Below are 15877 nucleotides of genomic sequence, written 5' to 3'. Positions count from 1 at the left end.
GTCAGGGGGCCGTGAGGGACCGGGCGAGGGCGCGGTAGAAGGCCGTCACCCCGGGTTCCTTCGGCGAGAGGTGCCCGCGTGCGGCGAAGCGGGAGCCGGCCACCCGCTGGACCGCCTCCATGCCGACGCGGTCCTCCCGGTTGACCACCTCGGCACCCGCCGCGAGCTCGGCGAACTGTTCGTCGAGGGCATCCTGGTCCAGACCGGCCAGGGCGGCGGGGTGCATGAGCACCCCGCCGCGGACCTCGACCCGGTCGACGGCCAGCGGGATCATCGTGATCCAGACGACGGAGTCGCCGAAGGCGGCGAGGCTGCCGCAGGGGAAGACCGCGCAGTTGTACATGGTCGCCCGCTGGTCCGCGTCGAGCGGCAGCGCCGTGGCGGCGAGGGGTTCACGGAACGGGCTGAGCAGCCGGGTGACCCAGCGGGTCTCGGTCCGGACCTCCATGGCGCCGCCGGGCGGGGTGATCAGGGCCACCGTGGTGGGATGGAGCCCCATGGCGTGGTAGTTCTCGTGGGCGTTCTGCACGGCGATCTTCCAATTGCACCGCCACTCCTCGGTCCAGGAGGCGACCTGTGTCATCTCGGACAGCCGGTAGGCCGTGAGTTCCTCGCCGGTCCGCCGCAGGTGCGGTGCCAGCGGCTCGGCGGTCCCGTCGGGGTTGAGGAAGACGAGGCCCCGCCACTCCTCCACCGCCGGAGTCGGCCGGTGCGGGCCGAGGGCGGACCGGGCGCGCAGGGTGCCGTCCGGCTCCCGGGTCACCGTGACGGGCCGGCCGGCCGGCGCGAGGGTCACGCTCGCGCCGGGCCCGGCCAGTTGGTCCGCGTGGGCGGCGAGCAGCCAGGACCGGGCGAGGACCAGCTCCCGTTCCGCCTCCCACAGCTCCGGTGAGGTGAAGGCCGCCGGGGGGAGGCTCACCTGGGGGGCGTCGTCGTCCAGGTAGCGTTCCAGCTCCGCCAGGATCTCCGTGAGCCTCATGTTCCTCGCCGTTCCTTCCGGTGCAGGGCCGTGAGCCGCTCGATGGCGGCGACGGCCTCGTTGGGCGTCGGCATCTCCTCGGTCTCCCGCCGCAGCCGCCGGGCGTGCGCGGCGTACGACGGGTCCCCCAGCACCGTCGCGACCTTCTCGCGGAAGCGGTCGGGGGTGAACTCCCGCAGCGGCAGGGAGAGGAGGTTGCCCTGCTTCTCGTAGGCGGCGCCCATGGATTCGGTGACCCACTCCCAGCCGGTGAGGAGGACCTGGGGCACGCCGTGGAACTCCGCGGTGGCCTTGGTCTGGTAGCCGCCGTGGTGGACGACGGCCGCGCAGGTCGGCAGCAGGTCGTGCATCGGCACGTGGTCCACGACCCGGACGGTGTCGGGGAGCGGCGGCAGGTGGGCGCGCTGCCGTTCGGAGAGGGCGGCGACGACCTCGACGTCCAGCCCGGCGAGGGCGTCCAGCATGCCGACGAGGACGGTGTCGAGGTCCCAGAGGCCGTAGCCGCTGTCGATGCTCACGCCGAGGGTGACGCAGACCCGGGGCCGCGCGGGCGGTTCGCGGAGCCAGCGGGGCACCGCCGAGCGCCCGTTGTACGGGATGTAGCGGGCGGGCACGACGGTCAGGCCCAGGTCCTCGCGCAGGCTCGCGGGGCGGGTGTCGACGGTCCACTGCCCGGTGAGCACCGACTCGTCGAAGCGGGCTCCGGCGCCGAGGCGTTCCAGCGTCCGGTCGATCCATTCCGCGGTGGGGTCCTCGCGGTGCTCGGGCGGCTGTTCGGCGGCGAGCCGCAGGAAGGACCGTCGGGTGCCGAGCTGCATGGCGAGTTCCGGTCCGGAGACCAGGCGGGCGTGCGCGGCGCCGACGGTGAGCGCCGCGACGGGTCCGGCCAGGCAGAGCGTCTCCCAGATGACCAGGTCGGGCCGCCAGTGGCGGGCGAAGGCGACCAGTTCGTCGATCAACCGGTCGGAGTTGAGGCGGGAGTTGAGGGCGGGGACGATGACGCTCTCGTAGCCGAGCTGGTCCGCCCAGCCGCCCTCCCGGTCCGGGTCCGTTCCGGCGTCGGGGGCCCGGTCGGGGTCCTGGTCGGCCGTGCCGAAGTGGGCGATGGCCTCCTTGTGGAAGTCCTCCAGCCCTTCGTACCAGGGCGGGCTGTCCAGCGGGACGGCCGTGATGCCCGTCCGGGTGACCGTCTCGACCACGCCCGGGACGCAGGCGGCGCGCACCTCGTGCCCCGCGGTGCGCAGGGCCCAGGCCAGGGGGGGCGAGCAGCTGGAAGTGGCTGCCCTCCAGGGAGCTGAACAGGACCCTCATCGTTCTCCCGTCCTCCTCGCGCCCGGGGCGGCGGTCGCCCGCAGGGGGACCCGGGCGGGGCCCCGGGTCAGCGGTGCCCGGGGGCGGCGTACCGCCGGGGCGGTGGGGCTCAGTCCGGTGTACCGGTCCGCCAGGGCCGCGAGGAGGCTCTCCGCCATCGCGCGCCGGAGCGGGGCCGTGGCCCGGAGCACGGGAGGCTCGGGGCCGTCGTCGAGCAGGACCGCGAGCCGCTCGCCGGCCGCGATCCGGGCGCCCGCGAGCTCGATGTCGGCGTGGGCCACGAGCGGGGCGATCCGCACCGGCGGCCCGGTGTCGAGGGCCCGGTCGACCGTGGCGGCCGCCCGGCCGGCGGGCAGGGGCAGCCGGGCGCCGAGGACGGTGCGGGCGACGAGGTCGGCGCCGGTACGCGCGCCGGCCACGACCGCGGCCGGGTCCGGCGCGCCGGGGGCGGCGCCGAGGAGGGAGCGCAGCACGTCGAGGGCGGGGCCGGTGCGCCGGGCGGTCGCGAGCCGTTGCGGGCACACGACCGCGTCCAGGGCGGTCCCGCAGTCGGCGAGGGCCTCGGCGAAGCGTCCGTGCTCGTCCTCCGGGACGGCGCAGGCCCGGGCGAGGGCGCCCGCCGCCAGGGGTTCGGCGACGTCGGCGACCAGGTCGAACTCGGCTCCGGCCGCGTCGAGCAGGCGGGCGCACAGCGGGCCGAGGTCGGGGACGGGCAGGGGGGCCGTGGACGGCCGGGCGGGCTCGCCGGGGAGGAGGGGCTCGTGCCCGGTCCCGGGGTGGGCGAGCAGGGCGGCGCCTACGGCCGGGTCGGCGGTGACCCAGGGGCCGGGGCCGGAGCGCCACAGGGGTCCGGCTGCGCGGACGCGCTCCTTCAGCGGGCCCGGGTCCTCGTCGACGTCGCAGAGGAGGGCGGCGTACGGGTCGCCCTTCAGCCGGTGCAGCCACAGCGTCCCGTACGCGCGCTGGAGCCGTTCCCCGAGCTCCGCGAGCTCCGCCGGGTCGACGCGGTCCGCCCCGTCCACCCCGTCCTCCGGGGCCGTAAGGGCCGTCGGGGCTGCCGGGTCCGTGCTCACGCCTCGGCTCCGGGTCCGGGGGCGATGAGGGGGAACAGTTCGCCGTCGACCGGGGCGCCCGGCCGCAGATGGGCGACCGGATGGTCCTGGACGCCGGGGCGGTAGGTGGCGTCGGAGTCCATGTAGACGGCGGCGAAGGCGAGTCGGCGTTCGCCGTCCGTGTTGACCCCCGCCATGTGGACGGTGCGGAAGTCGTGGAAGACGATGTCGCCGGCGCGCATGGGGACGGCCGTCCTGGGGCTGAACGGGAAGTCCGGCCAGACCTCCTCCATCGGCCGGTAGTCCTGGAAGCCGGCCAGATGGACCTGGCGGTGCTCCGGCGGGCGGCGGTGCGAGCCGGGGACGTAGATCAGGGAGCCCCGGTCGGCGGGCACGTCCACGAGGGGGATCCACACGGTGAGGGTGCGGGTCAGCCCGGCGAGCGGCAGGCCCGGTTCGTCGTCGTGGACGACGGTGGGCAGGTGGACGTGGGGTTCCTTCTTGAGGACGTCGGTGCCGTAGAGGCGCAGCGGCCCGCCGGCCAGGAGTTCGGCGGCCCGGGTCACCACGGGGTGGAGGGCCAGACGGCGCAGCGCGGGGTGCTTGCGCCAGGCGGCCTCCACGTAGTGGACCTGGGTCTCCGCCTCGGAGGCGCCCCAGGTCTCGGGGCCCTCCTTGTCGAGGAGTTCCTCGGCGGCGGCGCGGTAGTCGGCCACCTCCTCGGCGGAGAGCACCGCCCGGAAGTGGACGAAGCCCTGGTCGCGGTAGTGGCGGAGGGCCTCCTCGTCGGGGTGGCCCTGCTCCGTCAGACAGGCGGTCGTCAGCATCTGTTCGTCTTCCCTCGCTCGTGTGGGAGTGCGCTTCACCCGACGGCTGCGACGAGCCGGGCGGCCGTCTCGGCGGGCGTGGGCATCGCGCGCAGTTCGTCCCTGACCTGCCGGGCGTTCTCGCGGAGCGCCTCGTCGCCGAGCAGGCTGCGGCACTGGGCGGCGCCGAGGGTCCCGGCCTCGGCCACGATCCCGATGCCGCGGGCGGGCAGCAGGTCCGCCCCGGTCTGCTGGTAGGAGCCGCGCGGGATGACGCACTGCGGGAGTCCGGCGGCGGCGGCCGTGAGCATGGTGCCGCTGCCTCCGTGGTGGATGATCGCGTCGCAGCTGTGCAGGAGGAGGTCGAGCGGGGCCCAGTCGACGAGGCGGACGTTGGGCGGGGCGTCGCCTAGCAGCGCGGGGTCGCCGCCGCCGAGGGTGACCACGAACTCGGCGTCGACGCCCCGGGCCGCCTCCATGAGGGGTTCCAGGATCGCGAGTCCGCCCCACTGGGCCTCGATGGTGCCGAGGGTGACGGCGACGCGCGGCAGCCGCGGGGGTTCGGCCAGCCACGCGGGGAGCACGGACCCGCCGTTGTAGGGGACGTGGCGCAGCGGCCGGGCGAGGGGCGTGCGGCGGTCCTCGGGGAGCAGGGCGGTGAGGCTGTCGGGGAGGGTGGTCAGGGGCACGGTCTCCGCGGGTTCGCCGGTGACGCCGTGGCGGTCCCAGTGCGGCTCCATTCCGGCGCGGAGCAGGGTGCGCAGGCGGGCGCCGCTGTCGTACGAGCCGAGCCGGGGCTCGATCAGGGGCACCCGGAGCGCGGCGGCGACCAGCCGGCCGGCGCCCTGGAGGGGCGGGGCGACGACGAGGTCGGGCGACCAGTGCCGGGCCGCGGCGAGGGCGCCGTCCACCATGACCCCGGAGACCCGGGCGAAGAGGGTGGCGAGTTCGGCGTCGTCGGGGTCCTCGGCGAACATCGGGTGGTCCACCGGGGCGCCGTCGGCCCCGGGCTCCTGGGGCAGGTAGACCGGCAGGTAGTCGAGGCCGGGCGTGACGTCGACGACGTCGAACCCCGCCTCGGCGGCGGCCAGGCTGAGCCCGCCGGTGGCGTACCGGACCCGGTGTCCGGCGGCGCGGAAGGCCTGGGCGAGGGGGATGGTCGGAAAGAGGTGGCCGAGGCCGGGAGAGGTCACGAACAGGACGCGCATGCGGCCTCCAGCCGGGAGTCGTGGGTCGGGTCGTCGTCGGTGCGCGGCGGGGACGTCATGCGGCGGCCCCGAGGAAGAGGCCCCGGCCGGAGTGCGGCCCCGGGACGTAGGTGACGGTGAGGCCGGCCGCCCGGAACGCGGCCTCGTAGGTCGCGCGGGGGAAGAGGGAGATGCGGTGGGTCTCGCTGAAGTGCCGGGCCCCGGCTCCGGCGTCGGCCACGACGTAGTGGACGTCCATCCGGCAGGCGTCCCCGTCCCGCGCGGAGTGCGAGACGCGGGCCACGGTCCGGCCCGCGAGGGTCGTGACGTCCCCGGAGACGTAGCCGTCGAGGTAGGTCTCGGGGAACCACCAGGGGTCGACGGCCACCACTCCCCCGGGTGTCAGGTGCCGGGCGAACGTGGCGAGGGTGGCGTGGAGTTCGGCTTCGTCGGTGGCGTAGCCGATGGATCCGAACATGCAGGTGACGACGTCGAAGCGGGCGTCGAGGTCGAAGCCGCGCATGTCGCCGACGTGGACGGGCACGTCCGGCAGTCCGCGGCGCGCGGCGCGGACCATCGGCTCGGACAGCTCCAGGCCGGCGACCCGCTCGTACAGGCCGGCGAAGTGGCGCAGGTGCGCGCCGGTGCCGCAGGCCACGTCGAGCAGGGAGCCGGCTCCTGGCCGCAGCCCGCGGACGTGCCGGGTGAGCTCCCGTGCCTCGGCCCCGTAGTCCTTGCCGCGGCTCTCGTGGATCAGTTCGTGGATCTCGGTGAGGTCAGCGCCGTACATGGACGGATCGTCGGCGGGCCCGCTGGAGGAAACGCCCAGGACGGGTGGAGGCGGTGCGGCCGGGGTGTCGACCGGGCGGCGAGGGGTTCACGAGTGTCCGCGAGCACCCTCGGCCGGACCGAACCGAGGGAGGCCGACGTGGACGTCCGGGAGATCGTGGCGGAGCTGGAGCGGTATCTGGGGCCGGACGCGGCGGCGTTGAGCCTGCCGCCCGCGGCGTTCACCTCGCCCGAGCTGTGGGAGCGGGAGCGGGAGCGGGTGTTCGGCCGTTCGTGGGTGCTGGTGGCGCACGTGGACGAGCTGGCGGAGCCCGGTGCGTACGTGGCGCTGTCCGTGGCGGGCGAGCCGGTGGTCGTCGTGCGCGGCGAGGACGGTGTGCTGCGCGGGCTGTCGACGGTGTGCCGGCACCGGTTGATGCCGGTGGTGGAGGAGGGCTCCGGCCGTACCGACGTGTTCACCTGCCCGTACCACCTGTGGCGGTACGGGCTCGACGGGCGGCTGGTCGGCGCCACCCACATGAAGCGGAATCCGGCTTTCGATCCGTCGGCCTGCCGGCTGCCCGGGTTCGCGGTGGAGGAGTGGCAGGGCTTCGTCTTCGTCAACCTCGACGCCTCGGCCGAGCCCCTGGCACCGCATCTGCGCCGGATCGGCGAGGACCTGGTGAACTACCGGCTGCCGGAGCTGACCCAGGTCGCCGGGTGGACCGAGGAGTGGCACTGCAACTGGAAGGTCGCCGTCGAGAACGCGCACGAGAACTACCACGTCATGGGCTTCCACCCGGAGACCCTGCAGCCGACGACGCCGGGCGGGGCGGAGACCCGGGTCCGCGCGGACTCGCCGTGGGCCGACAGCATGCGGGTGAGGTACGCGGCCCCGCTGGAGCCGGTGGTCCTGGACCTCACCGAGGAGGAACGGGCCCATCTGTACGGGTTCTTCGTCTTCCCCTCGGGCAGTCTGGCCGCCTCCGGGGACATGGTCGTCTGGCTGAGCCTGATCCCGTCGTCCCTCGACCGCACGCTGGTCAGGGGCGGGGTGCTGATGCCCACGGCCATGGTGGAGCACCAGGACCGCGACACCGTCAGGAAGGAGGCCGAGGCGTACGCGGCGATGATCAACGCCGAGGACCGGCGCGGTCTGGAGGCCGTCCAGCGGGGCGCCGCGTCCCGCTTCGGCGAGCGGGGCCACCTGTCCCCCAAGGAACCCGGCGTCCTCCTCTTCTACCGCAGCCTGGCCCGCGCCCTGTGCCGCGAGGACGCGGACTATCCCGGGGAGCTCTGACCGGCCGCGCGGGGCGGCCGGTCGGGGGCGGGGTCGGCGGGGAGCACCCGGTTCGCGGCGAGCACGGCCCGGCGGTCGGCGACTAACAGGCCTTCCGGGCACGCGAGGCCACGGTCTGACCAGCGGACCGGTCAGGGATCATGGACACATGCCCCAAGAAACGAACCCGGTGTCGGCCACGTGGCCGCACGCCCCGTCCGAAGAGACCGGCTGGCTCCGGGACCTGTGCGGCGACGGCACGACCGGCTTCATGCCCCCCGCGACGCCCGACGCGGCCTGGGTGCTCCACGCCATGTACGAGCACGAGCGGGGCCCGGCCGACCTGTCGTACCACGAGCACCGGCAGGCCCGCCTGGCGGACGGGACCCTCCGGCCCGCCTCCTTCGCGGGCATCGACCTCGACGTGGGCGTCGCCACGGGAGGCGGCCTGGGCCGCGCGGAGCACCCCGGCCCCGGCTGGCGGCGGCTGCGCTGGGCCGAACTCGCCCGCCGCACCGGCGACCCCCTCGTGCCCGAAGGCCTGCTGCCCTCCTACCGCTGCTTCCCCTCCGCCAAGCGGGCCGGCAGCTGGCCCCTGGGCATCGTCCCGCCCACCGAGGGAAGCCTGGACCGCGACACCTGGAACAGGCTGATCGCGGTCCTGACCGAGCAGAGCCCCGCCGGCCCGGGCACCTCCTGCCTGGCCTACTACAACCCGTTGATGCTCGCGACCGTCGACTTCGACGAGCTCCGCGTACAGGCCGGCCGACTGGGCGACGCCGGGCCGCTCTATGACAATCCCGCGGCCGACTTCAGCCCCTCCAACCTCTGGGCCCGGGACCGCTCATGGGTCCTGTGCACCGACTACGACCTCTGGGCCACCAAGGTCGCCGGCCCGCCCGCCCTGATCGAGGCGCTGCTGACCGACCCCGAGATCGAGGCGGTGCGCCTGCCCTGGGCCCCCTGACGGGAGAGGTCCGGCGCGGGGGCGGCCGCCGGGTGCAGCACTTCGACCGCGGTGCGGCGGTGTCGGCCCGCCTTCGCCCGGGGATCGCGACGGAAAGCGGAACCGTCATCGCGTTCCGGCCCGACCCCGACGTCTTCGGCTTCGCACGCGACGGCGGCCCCCACGTGGTCGGCTTCCGGGAGGGCGTGGTGGCGGCGGTCGGCGCGTACGCGCGCGGCGGGCGTCGCGCGGCCACGGCGGACTCCGGGTGCGGGAGCTACCGGATCGAGAGCGGGGCCGGCACCGCGATCGCGGCCGGGACCGAGAACGCGGCCGGGACCGGAGCGCCGCCGACCGGAGCGTGGGCCTGCCGGCGCCCAGGTCACGAAGCGGAAGGCAACGACGGCGAGTCGAGGGGATGCGAAGGCGTTGCCCTCCCCCACGTCCCTCTTGTCACCGGGTTCGCCCCTCCTTACCTTTGTCCAGCGAGTCCCCGGCCAAGCGGGCCCACCGGCCCGTGACGGCCGATTCCTGCTCTTCAGCGCACGACAACTCATGGAGGCCTCACATGCCCGTAGCCGTGCAGGATGTTCTGGAGATCGACGGATTCCGCGACGCGGGTCCGCTGGAGATCGACGACGAGGCGATCGCGTTCGAGGACGACGACCGCAGCGACCGTGAGTACTCGGCGTGTCTCGCCGACCCGTGGGTCACCGCCACCACCCGCTTCGCCTGTGATCTGAACTCCTAACGGTGACCGCCGTTTCCATCACCGGCCGCATTGGTGGGGCCGATGACACGTGGTCGTATCTGAACGATCCACGCATGCCGGCGATGGAACACGGCTGGAAGCTGCACGTATCGGCGCGTCCCGGCGACCTCGACGCGGTGGTCCGGCTCGTCCTGCCGGTGCTGGCGCGGCACGTCTGTCACGCGAAGTTCGCACGTGATCCGGAGACGCTGCGCCGTCTCAACTCCGGTGCGGTGAGCGCCGGAGCCGTCGGCAAGGCGATCACCGTCTATCCGCTCGACGGCACCGTGGTCGACGTCGCACGGGAACTCGCCGCCGTACTGCGCGACCGGGAAGGCCCGCAGGTCGTCAGCGACCGGCGGGTCGACCCGAGGGCTCCGGTCTATTACCGCTACGGCCCGTTCACGGGCGAGTACCGGACCGGGCGGAGCGGACGGCTCGAATCCGTCATGACCGGGCCCGACGGAGAGGTCTTCGACGGCCTGGCCGCCGGCCGCTACCGGTGCCCGCCCTGGGCCGAGGACCCCTTCACGACGGCGGGCCGCGGGTCGGGCGGCAAGTCGGGCGACGGGCCGGGCGGCGAACCAGGCGACAGGCCGGGCCGCGAACCAGGCGACGGGGCGGGCGACAGGCCGGGCGGCGGTCCCGCCGGCGGACGGTCCGCGCCGGGCTTCGGCGGCGGACGCTACACGGTCACCTCCGGCATCGCGCGCTCGCCCGGCGGCAACGTCTACCGCGCGGTCGACCGCACCCTCGGGCTGCCGGTGGTGGTCAAACAGGCCAGGGCCTTCGTGGGCGAGGACGCATCCGGTACGGACTCCCGCCACCGGCTGCGCAACGAGCGCATGGTCCTCACCGCGCTCGACGGAGTGACCGGCGTCCCCCGCGCCCTGGACTACTTCGCGCACCGGACGGACGAGTACCTGGTCATGAGCGCGTGCGGCGACCGGGACCTGCGCAAGGACGTGCTGCGCGACGGCCCCTACCGCGACGACGGCGGCCGTCCGGCGCGCGCCCTGTCCGTCCTCGCCTCCCGGCTCCTGCGGGTCCTGGACGCGATCCACGAGCGGGGCGTGGTCGTCCGCGACCTCAAGCCCGACAACGTCGTGCTCGACGACTCGGGCGCCGGACGCTGCCACCTGATCGACTTCGGGATCAGCGAACGGGACGGCACCGGTCCGGGAGGGGCGACCCCCGGATACGGCGGGCCCGTCCTGAGCGCGACCGGACCGGCCGCCCCCGCCGACGACCACTACGCCCTCGGCGCCACCCTCTTCTTCGCCGCCACCGGCCTGGACCCGGTGATCGTCGACACCGACCGCGAGGTCAACCGGGACCGGACCCTGGCCTGCCTGGCGCAGGCGCTGCCCGGACGCGCCCACCGGGACATCCGGTCCTCGATCACCGGTCTGCTCGACTTCGACCCGGCCGTACGGACCGCCGCCGCCGACCGCCTGCGCACCGGCACCACCGGAACCGCACCCCGGCCCGCGCTCCCCCGGATCGACGGCGACCTGCTGGACGAGATCATCGCGCACACGACCGCCTACTGCGTCGACGAGGCACAGGCGATCGTGGACCCCGAACGGGCCGCACGGCTGAACGTACCCACCTCGATCGACGTCTACGGCGGCAGTTCGGGACTCGGGCTGGAACTCCTCCATCACGTCCACCGGCCCCACGTGCGCTCGGCCGTCGCCGCCCTGGCGCGCTGGACGGCGGCTCAGTCCAGGAAGCTGCCGCCCGCCTTCTACACCGGACACACCGGCGTCGAACTCTTCCTCGCGGAGGCGGGGCCGGGGACGGGGCCCGAGGCCGGGCCGGGGGGCGACCTCCCCGTACCCCGCCCTGCCCGACCGCGCGCCGGACGGCGGCCCCCCGGAGGCGGACCTGATCGCGGGGGCCGCCGGGATCGGGCTCGGCCGGCTGCTGCTCGCCCGGCACGCGCTCCGGTCCGGTCGCCCGGACGCCGCGGACCGGCACCTCGCCGTCGCGGCGGACTGCGACCGGATGCTGGCATCGGGCACCGCCCGGCTCGCCCCGGCCGGTCCGGACACCGCGGGCAGCGCCGCGCTGCGCGAGGGCCTCGCGCACGGCGAGGCGGGCATCGTCTGCTTCCTGCTGGCGTACGCGGCCGAGACGGGTGATCCGGACGCGATCCGCCGCGCCGAGCGGGCCGCCGCGCGCCTGGCCGCCGTGACGCCGGACCTCTTCGCGGCGGCCGCCGCGCCGGGGGCGACGCGCCGCTACGGCTCGTGGTGCCGGGGTCTCGCGGGCATCGGAACCGTCCTCGTCCGGGCCTCCCAGGTCCTCGGCGAACCCGCGTACCTGGAACTCGCCGAGCGGGCCGCCCACGCCTGCGCCGCGCTGGCACCGCGGATGCCGCTGGTCACGCAGTGCTGCGGACTGGCCGGGGTGGGCGAACTGATGGTGGACCTCGCCGAGGCCTCCGGGTCCGAGGAGTTCCGGGAGGCGGCCGAGACCGTCGCCGTGCTCATCCTGAGCCGGAGCGGCGGCAGCTGGTCACGGCCCGTGTTCCCGGACACCGGTCTCGCCCGGTCGAGCGCCACCTGGGCCGGCGGTTCCGCGGGCGTGCTGGCCTTCTTCAGGCGGCTGCACGACGGAGGCGGACCGCGGCTCGGTCTCCTCGGCTGAACCCGAGGACACCGACGGCCGCCGCCCAGAGCAGGAGCGGGAACGCGGCGACCCGCTCCATGCCTCCCATGCCGAGACCGAGGTAGTGGCGGGAGAGGAAGAGCCCGAAGGCCGTGATCGCCAGGGCCCCCAGCAGGCTCGTGCCCCGCCGCAGCGCGGCCGGTGTGCGTTCCGCGAGGGCGAACCCGGCGAGGAACAGGCCGATGTTGCCCATCGCCATGACGAGGAGGGCGCCCAGGACGTGCAGGTTCTCGTCGACGTCCGCGGGGGCGAGTCCGACGAGCACGAATCCCGCCCCGGCCGCGGCGAGCAGCAGACGGGCCGTCGCGGCCGTCCGTCCGCCGCGCCACAGGGCGGCGCCACCGGTCAGGGCGGCGCCGGCGACCAGCAGGACGCCCAGGGTGACGAACGAGACGTTCATCAGGCCGTGTTCAGGGGAGCAGACGAACCGCGGCTCGGGCTCCGCTTGCAGGGCGCAGTGCGCGTTCCCGAGGTCGCTGATGTTGTTGTGCGCCCAGCTGTACGGCCTGGCCCAGGCCGACTGCGCCACCACGTGCACGACGAAGAACTGCACCGCGCCGACGATCCATGCCACGTACCCGATCCGGACTCTCATCCGTCCGCCCTCCGCTCGGTAGGTCCCGTGCGGACAGCTGATCATCCGGCGTCGGGCCCGGGCACTCCGACGGGCCCCCTGGAGCGGGGTGGGGCAGACCCCCCTCCGGCCCCTGCCGCAGCGGGAGTTCCGGCGCCCGGGCCCCTCGCCTCGGGCGAGGGGCCCGGGAGGGCCGGGATGCGTCAGGACTGGGTGACGGGCCGCATGGCGAGGCCCTCGGTGCCCGCCCAGTACGTGACGCGCTGGCCGTCGTCGGCCGGGAACGAGGCGACGGGCATGCGCACCGCGACCGGCTTCTCGGGCTCGCTCTCGCCGCCGGGGCTGCCGAGGCCGAGGGTCAGGGACCGCACGTCGTAGGTGTCCATCCTGCCGCCGGTGGCGAGCAGCCCGGCATACGCCTTCTGGCCCGGCGCGAGGGTGAGCACCTCGCCGGGGTCGGTCTCCCGCTTGACCGGGGCCGGCCCCTTGGCGTTGCCGAGGGTGACCTCGGGGGCGCCCTGGATGTCGCACTTCTTGCTGCCGGTGTTGACGGCGACGAGGAGGATGTGCCGGACCGGCTCGCCCTTGGCGTCGTAGTTCGTCGCGGAGAAGGACAGGTCCCGCATGGTGCAGAGCGGGATCTCGGAGCCGTCTCCGCCGCCGGCGTCACCACGGGAGGCGCCGTCGCCGCTGCCCGTGGCGGGGGGCTTGGAGGCCGTCGCGCTCGGCTTCGCCGGAGGCGTCGCGCTCGTCGGGGCCGTGGAGCCCGTCGCGCTCGGACGGTCCGATGTCCTGCTTTCGCCGGTGGCCTCGTCCGAACCGGGCCCGCAGGCCGTGGTCGTCAGGAGCGCGGCGACCGCCGCGGCACCCAGGGCGTAGCTCCTCCAACGGTTCGGGTTCTTGCGGTTTCTGCTGGCAGTGACGTCCATCGAGTCCCCCTGTGATCGGCCGCTCCGTACCGGCGTCGCATCGCGCACCGCATCGTCGGCAGACCGATTGTGCATCAGGAACCGGCCACAACTCGCCGGTCAGCACGTCCTGTTGCTGTAACAGTCACCGCCGCAGAATTATCAGGAAGCTTTACTAACGACCAGTGGTACGGGCAGTATGGCGCGCGTCATCGACATCAGCCCCAACTCCCCCACTGGAGGCGGTACATGACACACCCACGCGCGATCCCGGCCGCGGTCGCGAGCCTGGCGGCCATCGCCCTGACCCTGCTGGGGCTTGTCTCCCCAGCCTCCACCGCCCAGGCGGCGGCCACCTGGACGCTCCGGTGGTCACCGGACCCCGCCACGGCCGGCCTCGGCGCGTTCGAGACGGTCGAGGACGACCGCGCGGAATCCCACCCCGGGGGCGCGCCCCACATCAAGGTCGCGGGAGACGCGTACCGCTTCGACATGCACCTGGTGGACCGTGACTCGTACAGCGACCGGCAGCGCCAGGAGGTCACCGGGAACCGCACCTCGCCTTCCAGCTTCCTGGAGTGGCGGCCCGGCGAGACCTGGCGGGTGACCTACTCGACGTACATCCCCAGCTCGCTGATGGCCACGACGACCTTCACCCACATCATGCAGACCAAGCAGCCGGGCAGCGGCACCTCGCCGATCACGGTGACCTCGCTGCGCCGGGTCAACGGGGTGCAGACCATCGAGCACAAGATCTTCGACGGCGACATCCTGGTCGGGCGGACCAACCTGGAGCCCTTGCAGAACAAGTGGATCGACATCGAGTACGAGATCAAGATCGGCGACGGCACGGCCGGTTCGGTGCGCTGGGTGGTCAAGAGCGGCGGCACCACCGTCGTGGACGCGACCAAGACCGGCGTCGACACCCTCCTGGCCGACCGGGTGCGGCCGAAGTGGGGCATCTACCGCTCGCTCGACGACACTTCGGGCTCCCTCCGCGACACGTACCTCCTCCTGAAGAACCTGCGGGCCTACCAGCTCACCGGCAGCGGCGGCGAGAGCCTGCTCTCCCAGGGCCGCCCGGCGACGGCCTCGTCCACCGAGGCCACCGGCCTCGAACCCGGCAAGGCCGTCGACGGGGCCGCCGCCACCCGATGGGCCTCCGCCGAGGGCGCCGACCCGCAGTGGCTCCGCGTGGACCTCGGCTCCCCCGCCGCGCTCTCGCGCGTCCGGCTCGACTGGGAGTCCGCCCACGCGAGCGCCTACCGCGTCCAGGGCTCGCTGGACGGCACCACGTGGACCGACCTCTACTCCACCACGGCCGGCGACGGCGCGACCGACGAGCTGACGGTCTCCGGCACGGCCCGCTACGTCCGCGTCTACGGCACCAAGCGGGCCACGCCGTACGGCTACTCGCTCTACGAGTTCAAGGTGTACGGCTCCGCGGCGGCGTAGGCCGTCTCCCCCCGGCCGGGGGACGGGCGCGGCTGCCGCGGGGTCAGACCATCAGCAGCAGCCGCGTCTGCGCGACGAGCTTCCGGTTGACGCTGGTGCTCTGCACGAAGATCGTGAACTCGTCGTTGTGGTCCGGCTTCACCCGGACCTCCTCGTCCGGCAGACCGAGCAGGGCGCGCGCCTGCGGGCCCGTGTACACGCGGTCCGTCTTCTTCTCCAGCACCGCGATCTGCTTGCGGGCCTGGATCCGCTCCGACTTGCTCAGCTGGTAGTAGGCGCCGCCGGTCCGGTAGGTGTGTCCGCTGTCCACGACCCACTCGCGGATCGCCACGTCGCGGGAGACCGGGATCAGCGCGAAGGCCGAGGGGTCCACCGGGGTGAGACCGGCCGCCTCGATGGTCTGCTTGCTGACCGCGGCGCCGGCGGAGAACACGGACCGCGAACCGCGGATGCCCTTGGTCCGGCCCACCATGAACTTCTCGGTGGCCTCCCGGATGACCTGCCCGGCCTCCTGGAGGCCCTGCGTGCTCGTGGCGTCCCAGATCGCGATGTTGTCCTTCGGGAACCCGCACTGCATGGCCTCGCGCTTGCCCGTCTGGTCCGGGACGAGGACCGCGAGCGTCCAGTTGTCCTGCTGCGACTCGATCATTCCGGCCACCGCCGCGACCAGCGCGCGGGGATCCTTCGCCGGGGCGTCCGGGCCGCGGTGGCTCGCGTTCTCCTGGCCGTCCGTCAGGACGAAGGTGAGGAAGCTGTGGTCACCGTACAGCTGGGCCGTCTGCGCCAGCTCCCGCTGGGACGTGAGCGCCGCCGCCAGCAGGGCGGTCATGCCGCCGACCCGGTACAGCTGCTTCAGCGACGGCATCCGCAGCACGTCCTTGTCGTAGATGACGCACTCCACCTTGTCGGCGAACACGTACACCGTGACCCGGGTCTCCTGGTCCAGCTCCCTCGACCGCCGCGCGAGGTACTCGATCTGCTGGTCGGCGACCTCGACGACCTTGCTCCTCAGGTGCGACATCGACGAGCTCGCGTCCAGCACCAGCGCGACGTGGTTGATGTAGTTCTGGGTTCCGGCCATGGTGTGTCCCCCTCGTTCGGATCGATGCACCTACCGTCCCACCCACCACTGACAATCGATCAGGCGTCCACTGCGGGACGCCCGGGCGCGGCCGCCCCGCAGCG

The 15877-nt window shown here is 74.1% G+C and carries 14 protein-coding genes and 1 pseudogene; 6 read left to right on the top strand and 9 right to left on the bottom strand.

Annotated features, from left to right (window positions below; genetic code table 11):
- Position 1 precedes the first annotated feature (1 nt).
- From ABD981_RS02810 to ABD981_RS02785, 6 genes are all read right to left on the bottom strand, one after another.
- Entirely contained in the window at positions 2-979 is a 978-nt protein-coding gene (locus tag ABD981_RS02810) for an SRPBCC family protein (RefSeq protein WP_046906227.1), read from the bottom strand.
- Positions 976-2202, bottom strand: coding sequence for an activator-dependent family glycosyltransferase (locus ABD981_RS02805; RefSeq protein ID WP_345527715.1), 1227 nt, complete (start codon positions 2200-2202; stop codon positions 976-978). The genes ABD981_RS02810 and ABD981_RS02805 overlap by 4 nt, the downstream gene beginning before the upstream one ends.
- Before the next feature lie 84 nt (positions 2203-2286).
- Entirely contained in the window at positions 2287-3363 is a 1077-nt protein-coding gene (locus tag ABD981_RS02800; protein ID WP_131723833.1) for a cytochrome P450 family protein, read from the bottom strand.
- Complete coding sequence (locus tag ABD981_RS02795) at positions 3360-4169, bottom strand: phytanoyl-CoA dioxygenase family protein (RefSeq protein WP_046906229.1); 810 nt, start codon at positions 4167-4169, stop codon at positions 3360-3362. Before ABD981_RS02795 ends, ABD981_RS02800 begins: the two co-directional genes overlap by 4 nt.
- Before the next feature lie 35 nt (positions 4170-4204).
- Positions 4205-5356 carry a nucleotide disphospho-sugar-binding domain-containing protein gene (locus ABD981_RS02790; protein ID WP_046906230.1) on the bottom strand — a complete coding sequence of 384 codons (1152 nt, stop codon included), beginning with the start codon at positions 5354-5356 and terminating at the stop codon, positions 4205-4207.
- Between the two features lie 55 nt (positions 5357-5411).
- Positions 5412-6125 carry a class I SAM-dependent methyltransferase gene (locus ABD981_RS02785; protein ID WP_046906231.1) on the bottom strand — a complete coding sequence of 238 codons (714 nt, stop codon included), beginning with the start codon at positions 6123-6125 and terminating at the stop codon, positions 5412-5414.
- A gap of 93 nt (positions 6126-6218) precedes the next feature.
- On the opposite strand from ABD981_RS02785, the gene ABD981_RS02780 reads away from it, so the two are divergent.
- From ABD981_RS02780 to ABD981_RS02760, 5 genes and pseudogenes are all read left to right on the top strand, one after another.
- Positions 6219-7403, top strand: coding sequence for an aromatic ring-hydroxylating oxygenase subunit alpha (locus ABD981_RS02780; protein WP_205628115.1), 1185 nt, complete (start codon positions 6219-6221; stop codon positions 7401-7403).
- A gap of 148 nt (positions 7404-7551) precedes the next feature.
- On the top strand, positions 7552-8349 hold the full coding sequence (locus ABD981_RS02775; protein ID WP_046906232.1) for a hypothetical protein: 798 nt from the start codon (positions 7552-7554) through the stop codon (positions 8347-8349).
- Positions 8350-8896: 547 nt separating this feature from the next.
- Complete coding sequence (locus ABD981_RS02770) at positions 8897-9079, top strand: SflA family class IV lanthipeptide (RefSeq protein ID WP_046906234.1); 183 nt, start codon at positions 8897-8899, stop codon at positions 9077-9079.
- A 74-nt stretch (positions 9080-9153) separates the two neighbouring features.
- A pseudogene (locus ABD981_RS02765) lies at positions 9154-10827 on the top strand (class III lanthionine synthetase LanKC N-terminal domain-containing protein); the annotation flags it as partial.
- Positions 10742-11734 carry a lanthionine synthetase LanC family protein gene (locus ABD981_RS02760; RefSeq protein ID WP_345527765.1) on the top strand — a complete coding sequence of 331 codons (993 nt, stop codon included), beginning with the start codon at positions 10742-10744 and terminating at the stop codon, positions 11732-11734. The pseudogene ABD981_RS02765 and the gene ABD981_RS02760, both read left to right, overlap by 86 nt.
- Here the strand turns inward: ABD981_RS02760 and ABD981_RS02755 are convergent.
- Both ABD981_RS02755 and ABD981_RS02750 read right to left on the bottom strand, forming a co-directional pair.
- Positions 11685-12350 (bottom strand): DUF998 domain-containing protein, encoded by a 666-nt coding sequence (locus tag ABD981_RS02755; RefSeq protein WP_046906236.1) that lies wholly within the window; start codon positions 12348-12350, stop codon positions 11685-11687. The genes ABD981_RS02760 and ABD981_RS02755 overlap by 50 nt on opposite strands.
- A 182-nt stretch (positions 12351-12532) precedes the next feature.
- Positions 12533-13258: a DUF4232 domain-containing protein gene (locus ABD981_RS02750; protein WP_165590898.1), complete on the bottom strand. Its 726-nt coding sequence runs from the start codon at positions 13256-13258 to the stop codon at positions 12533-12535.
- 228 nt (positions 13259-13486) lie between these two features.
- Here ABD981_RS02750 and ABD981_RS02745 point away from each other — a divergent pair, with 228 nt between their 5' ends.
- A complete protein-coding gene (locus ABD981_RS02745) occupies positions 13487-14692 on the top strand; it encodes a discoidin domain-containing protein (protein WP_382747486.1) in 1206 nt (401 codons plus the stop codon).
- A gap of 43 nt (positions 14693-14735) precedes the next feature.
- Here the strand turns inward: ABD981_RS02745 and ABD981_RS02735 are convergent, their stop codons facing one another.
- Entirely contained in the window at positions 14736-15773 is a 1038-nt protein-coding gene (locus ABD981_RS02735) for a vWA domain-containing protein (protein WP_046906237.1), read from the bottom strand.
- Positions 15774-15877: the final 104 nt, after the last annotated feature.

The sequence above is a fragment of the Streptomyces showdoensis genome (assembly GCF_039535475.1).
GTDB lineage: Bacteria > Actinomycetota > Actinomycetes > Streptomycetales > Streptomycetaceae > Streptomyces > Streptomyces showdoensis.
The sequence above is the reverse complement of the archived record's forward strand: the minus strand, read 5'-3'. Positions and strand labels throughout refer to the sequence as shown.

Coding starts and splice junctions, on each gene's coding strand:
- ABD981_RS02810 (WP_046906227.1), bottom strand. CDS start 979: ATGAGGCTCACGGAGATCCTGGCGGAGCTGGAACGCTACCTGGACGAC.
- ABD981_RS02795 (WP_046906229.1), bottom strand. CDS start 4,169: ATGCTGACGACCGCCTGTCTGACGGAGCAGGGCCACCCCGACGAGGAG.
- ABD981_RS02790 (WP_046906230.1), bottom strand. CDS start 5,356: ATGCGCGTCCTGTTCGTGACCTCTCCCGGCCTCGGCCACCTCTTTCCG.
- ABD981_RS02785 (WP_046906231.1), bottom strand. CDS start 6,125: ATGTACGGCGCTGACCTCACCGAGATCCACGAACTGATCCACGAGAGC.
- ABD981_RS02775 (WP_046906232.1), top strand. CDS start 7,552: ATGCCCCAAGAAACGAACCCGGTGTCGGCCACGTGGCCGCACGCCCCG.
- ABD981_RS02770 (WP_046906234.1), top strand. CDS start 8,897: ATGCCCGTAGCCGTGCAGGATGTTCTGGAGATCGACGGATTCCGCGAC.
- ABD981_RS02755 (WP_046906236.1), bottom strand. CDS start 12,350: ATGAGAGTCCGGATCGGGTACGTGGCATGGATCGTCGGCGCGGTGCAG.
- ABD981_RS02750 (WP_165590898.1), bottom strand. CDS start 13,258: ATGGACGTCACTGCCAGCAGAAACCGCAAGAACCCGAACCGTTGGAGG.
- ABD981_RS02745 (WP_382747486.1), top strand. CDS start 13,487: ATGACACACCCACGCGCGATCCCGGCCGCGGTCGCGAGCCTGGCGGCC.
- ABD981_RS02735 (WP_046906237.1), bottom strand. CDS start 15,773: ATGGCCGGAACCCAGAACTACATCAACCACGTCGCGCTGGTGCTGGAC.